We start from the raw sequence: 5,076 nt of genomic DNA, 5'->3' as shown, positions 1-5,076 counted from the left end.
GCACCCGCCCGGCCACCGCCGCGGCCGTCCGCCGCCCCCCCCCGGCGCCCGGCCCGGCCGGGCGCACCGCGCCCTTGCGGTGCGCCCCGGGGCGGCGCGTCCGGCCCTCGCCGGCCGGCCACAGCGCCAGCTGCTGCGCCACCCGCAGGCAGCGCAGGTCGAGGTACGCGCCGAACAGTTCGCCCCGGTCCGCGGGCTCCCCCGCCAGCTCCAGCGCCCACAGCTCGCCGGCCAGCCGCACCGCCAGCGGGTGCCGCGCGTCGGCGGCGCCCGGCCGGCCCGGCGGCAGCCCGTACCGGCGCCGGACGCGCTCCGCCGCCTCGGCCGGCAGCGGCCCGAGGCGGTGCACGGCGAGGCTGGGCGGCGCCGGGCGGACCACCCGTACGGTCGGGGCGCTGGCCAGGTCGCCGTTCGCGGCCTCCTGGTGCGCTTCATCGCGGTGCCGGTCGTCGGCGGGGCCGTCGTCGCCCGGCTCGCTCCACTCCCCCGCGGCCGGGGTCTCCCAGTTCTCCTCCCCGCATGCCGCCAGCAGCCGGGCCCCGCAGCCCGTCAGCCACTCCCCCGCGGCCCGCAGCCAGGCCGCGCCCGGCGCCACGGGGGCCTCCTCCGGCCCGTCCAGGACGACCAGCAGCGGCCGCCCCGCCGCCGCGCACAGGGCTGCGACGGGCTCCGGCGCGGGCGCCGCGACGCCCAGTTCGGCCGCCGCCCCGGCCAGCGCCCGCTCCAGCGGCTCGGCGAGCGACCGGTCCCCGGCCCGCAGGTCCGCGCCGCGCAGCCAGAGCGTGGGCAGCGGGCGGGCGCCGTCGGTGCGGCGCACGGCGAGGGCGGCGAGCTCGGTGCTGCGACCGCTGCCCGGCGCGCCGACGAGGACGGTGACGGTGGCCGCCGGCGCGTCCCCGGCGAGGCCGTCCGGCCGGTCGACCCGGTCGGCGGCGAGCCCGGCCACCCGGCCGGGACCGGCCCCGGCGGAGCCCAGCTGGACGCCGGCCAGCCGTAGCACCCCGGCGAGGTTGAGCGCGGGCCCGTACGCGGGCACCGCCGCCGCGTTGCGCGCCGTCAGCCCGGCCAGCTCCGGCGCGGGCGCCACCCCGCCGGCGGCCGGCACCGCCGGCAGCGCGCCGCCGTGCCACGGACCGCCCAGCGCGGGCGCGGCGAGCCCGACCACCGCGCCGCTGCGGGCGTCCAGCACCGGCGACCCGGCCGGCACGGCGACGCCCCCGACCACGGGGACGTCGAGCAGCAGCACCCCGCGCAGCAGGTGGACGCGGTCCGGCGCCGCGTACCCCGCGCCCGTCACCCCGAGCACGCCGCAGCGCAGCCCCACCACCCGTCCGTCCTCGCCGGCGAGCGCGGGCAGCAGCACCTGGCACCCGGCCCCCGCGGCGGCGACCGGCAGCGGCGGCACCGGCAGGCCGCCGACCGCGTCGGTGCGCAGCAGCGCCAGCCCGTGCCCCGGCAGCGGCAGCACGCTGTCCGGGCCGAGCACCCGGGTCTGCCCGCCGGGGGTGTGCAGCACCACCCGGTCCAGGCCCGCGACGCACTCGTGGGAGGTCAGCACGGTGCCCTGCGGGTCGGCGACGAACCCTAAGCCGTGCAGCCGCCCGTTGAGGTCGCGGATCCGCAGCAGGTACCGCCCCGGATCGCCCGCCGTGTCGCCGTCCAGGAATCCCGGCATGCGCCTGTCCTCCCCCGTGAAAGCGTCCCTCGTCCGACGCCCGGAGACCTGCCCGTCCCGGGGACGGCCCGACCGCCCACGCGCCGCTCACCACCGGCTTTCACCTCGCGCGCTCCCACGGACGAATGAACCCCCGCCGGAAGGCTCCGACGGGGGTTTCGGTTCGAGAAGGGGGGCGTCAGCCGACGAACACCGCCACGGGCTTCGCCTGCCCGCCCTGCTCCTCGACCAGCGCGAGGAAGCGCCCGTCCGGCCCGAACACGGCGATCGGCCCGTCCACGCCCATGCCGGGGGCCTTGAGCCGGGCGCCGTGCGACAGCTTCTCGGCCTGCGGGGCGTCGAGGTCCCAGCGCGGGAAGGCGGCCGCCGCCGCGTCCGCGATCGGCATGACCTCCAGCCCCGCGGCGGCCTCGCCGGTGACCGCGGCCTCCAGCTGCTCCAGGGTCCGTGCCGACTCCACCGAGTACGGCCCCACCCTGGTGCGCCGCAGCGCGGTCAGGTGCCCGCCGACGCCGAGCCCGGCGCCGAGGTCCCGGGCCAGCGCCCGGATGTAGGTGCCGGAGGAGCACTCGACGGTCACGTCCAGGTCGATCACCGGCGTGCCGTCCTCGGCGACCGCGGCGCGCTGGTCGTGCACGGTGAAGGAGTGGATCGTCGTCGGCCGGGCCGCGAGCTCGAACTCCTCGCCCTCGCGCACGCGCGCGTACGACCGCTTGCCGTCGATCTTGATCGCGCTGACCTTGGACGGCACCTGCATGATCTCGCCGGTCAGCGCCGCGATCCCGGTGTCGATCGCCGCCCGCTCCACCCCGTCCGCCGGGGTGGAGGAGGTGACCTCGCCCTCCCGGTCGTCGGTGATCGTGGTCTGGCCGAGGCGGATCGTCGCCTCGTACGTCTTGGCGGTGAGCATCAGGTGGCCGAGCAGCCGGGTGGCCCGCTCGACCCCGATCACCAGCACGCCGGTGGCCATCGGGTCGAGCGTGCCGGCGTGGCCGACCTTCCGCGTCCCGGCCAGCCACCGCAGCTTGGCGACCACCCCGTGCGAGGTGATGCCCTCCGGCTTGTCGACGATCACCAGGCCGTCGGGGCCGGTGCCTTTGCGCTTCATCGGGTTCTTTCTCTCAAACAACGGTCACAGCATGATCACACGCGGGACGTTCAGCGCATCGGCCGCAGGGCGTCCCGGAACCGCCCGACCACGGCGGCCACGTCCGCCCGGGCGCTGAACCCGGCCGCGTAGACGTGCCCCCCGCCACCGAGTTCGGCGCAGGCCGCGGCGACGTCCACGGCGCCCTTGGAGCGCGAGGAGCCGCGCAGCGTCCCGTCCGGGTCCTGCTTGAGCACCAGCGCCACCTCGGCCTCGGCGGGGCGGCGCAGGATGTCGATGAGCCCCTCGATCTCCTCGATCGTGACGCTGAACAGCACGAGGTCCTGGTAGGGCACCCAGGTCCACACGAGTCCCAGTCCGCCCGCGGCGTCCGGCTCGTAGACCGCCCGGTCGAGGGCGCCCGCGAGCACCTTGAGGTAGCCGAAGGAGGAGGTGTCCCACAGCTGCCGGGAGATCAGGTCGTGCCGGATGCCGGTGGCCAGCAGCCGCCCGGCGAGTTCGTGGGTGGCGGGCGTGGTGGCCCGGTACTTGAACGAGCCGGTGTCGGTGGCGACGCCGGTGTAGAGGCAGGCGGCCAGGTCCTGGTCGAGCTCGACGCCGAGCCGCCGCAGCAGTTCGTCGACCAGCACGGCGGTGGCCGGCGCGGTCGGGTCGATCAGCTGGTGGGTGCCGAAGCCCGGGTTGGAGGCGTGGTGATCGAGGACCACCAGCACGGGCGCGGCGAAGGCCTTGGCGTGCAGCAGGCCCAGCCGGCTCTCGGCGGCCACGTCGAAGCAGAGCACCAGCTCGGGGGTGTCCGGCACCTCGGCGGCCGGCACGATCAGCTCCTGGCCGGGCAGGAACGCGAGCGACTCGGGCACCACCTGCGGATCGTCGCCGAAGGAGACCCGCACGTCGTGACCGAGCCCGCGCAGCGCCAGTCCCGCCGCCAGGGCGGAGCCCAGGGCGTCGCCGTCCGGGCAGATGTGGCAGATCAGGTCGATCGTGCGGGCCCGCCCGATCTCGGCCACCACGGCCTGCCAGACCAGCTCGAAGCCGCTCTCCTCGGCCCGCGGCCCGGGGAGCACCGGCCCCTGGAGCGCGGAGCCCGCGAGCGCCGACCCCGGAAGCACCGCGAGGGCACCCTCCACCGCGCTGGTGGAGGACGCCCCCGTGGTCGAACCGGCCGCCGAACCGGCCTGCGCCGGCTCACCCGTCATGACTACTCGTCCTCGTCGTCACGCTCGGACGCCGGGACCTTGTACGGGTCCGCGTCGCCGGCGTAGGTCGCGCCCGCGGCCTGCGTGCGCACGGCCGCGTCGGAGCTGCGGGCCCGGTCGAGCAGGTCGTCGATGTTCCGGGCGTTCTCCGGCAGGGCGTCCGCGACGAAGGTCAGCGACGGGGTGAAGCGCACCCCGGTCTGCTTGCCGACCTCCGAGCGGAGCACGCCCTTGGCGCTCTCCAGCGCGGCCGCGGTGGCCTCGCGCTCGGTGTCGTCACCGAAGACGGTGTAGAAGACGGTGGCCTCGCGCAGGTCCCCGGTCACCCGGGTGTCGGTGATGGTCACGAACCCGAGCCTCGGGTCCTTGATCCGCCGCTCCAGGGTCTGGGCGACGACCACCTGGATGCGGTCGGCGAGCTTGCGCGCCCTTGCGGTGTCGGTCACGTTGCCTCCTCGTGCAATGGGCCCGGTACCCGGGCGAGCTGCCTGCCCGTCGGGGCCCACGCCCCAAAGTACCGGCCCGCGCCCGGCCTTGCGGGCGCTCTGGGTCCTGATCTGTGTGAGAACGGCGACTTCCGCCGGCGCGCTCCACAGGGGTCATTCGTCGTCGTCGTTGTGGTAGCGCCTCCTCGCGGCGAGGAGCTGCACCTCGGGGCGGCCGGCGACCAACCGCTCACAGCTGTCCAGGATCTCGGTGACGTACCCGGCTTCGCCGGACACCACCGCCAGACCGATCTCGGCCCGGCGGTGCAGATCCTGGTTCCCGGTCTCGGCAGCGCACACGCTGTACTTGCGCTGCAGTTCGGCCACGATGGGCCGCACGATCGAACGCTTCTCCTTGAGCGAGTGGACGTCGCCCAGCAGCAGGTCGAAGGTGAGTGTTCCCACGAACATGTGTGACAGGTCTCGCCGACCTGGAAGGCCTCGGGGGGACGGCCCGGACTCGGGCCGACACCGCGTCTGTTGACTACCCCGGACCCTACACAGCGAGACCGGGGCCGGGGGGGGGGGGGGGGGCACCGACCGCGCCCCCCCCCCACACCCCCCGCGCGACCGCGCGCCGGGCCGCGCCCTGAGAAGCGCGGGGGAGGC

General features: G+C 76.5%; 4 protein-coding genes and 1 pseudogene. All 5 read right to left on the bottom strand.

Annotation, left to right across the window (positions count from 1 at the left end; translation table 11 throughout):
• Positions 1-1,675 (bottom strand): annotated as a pseudogene (locus tag ACFV4G_RS31175) (hypothetical protein); the annotation flags it as partial.
• A 178-nt stretch (positions 1,676-1,853) separates the two neighbouring features.
• On the bottom strand, positions 1,854-2,783 hold the full coding sequence (gene truB / locus ACFV4G_RS31170) for a tRNA pseudouridine(55) synthase TruB (protein WP_380445465.1): 930 nt from the start codon (positions 2,781-2,783) through the stop codon (positions 1,854-1,856).
• Positions 2,784-2,833: 50 nt separating this feature from the next.
• Positions 2,834-3,982 (bottom strand): bifunctional oligoribonuclease/PAP phosphatase NrnA, encoded by a 1,149-nt coding sequence (locus tag ACFV4G_RS31165; protein WP_380445464.1) that lies wholly within the window; start codon positions 3,980-3,982, stop codon positions 2,834-2,836.
• Positions 3,983-3,984: 2 nt separating this feature from the next.
• Positions 3,985-4,428 carry a 30S ribosome-binding factor RbfA gene (gene rbfA / locus ACFV4G_RS31160; protein WP_380445463.1) on the bottom strand — a complete coding sequence of 148 codons (444 nt, stop codon included), beginning with the start codon at positions 4,426-4,428 and terminating at the stop codon, positions 3,985-3,987.
• Positions 4,429-4,581: 153 nt separating this feature from the next.
• Positions 4,582-4,878, bottom strand: a complete 297-nt coding sequence (locus ACFV4G_RS31155; protein ID WP_359972107.1) for a DUF503 domain-containing protein — start codon at positions 4,876-4,878, stop codon at positions 4,582-4,584.
• Between the last annotated feature and the right edge of the window lie 198 nt (positions 4,879-5,076).

The sequence above is a fragment of the Kitasatospora sp. NPDC059747 genome, assembly GCF_042732955.1.
Taxonomy (GTDB): domain Bacteria; phylum Actinomycetota; class Actinomycetes; order Streptomycetales; family Streptomycetaceae; genus Kitasatospora.
Note: the sequence above shows the minus strand (reverse complement) of the source record. Positions and strands in the feature narration are given on the sequence as shown.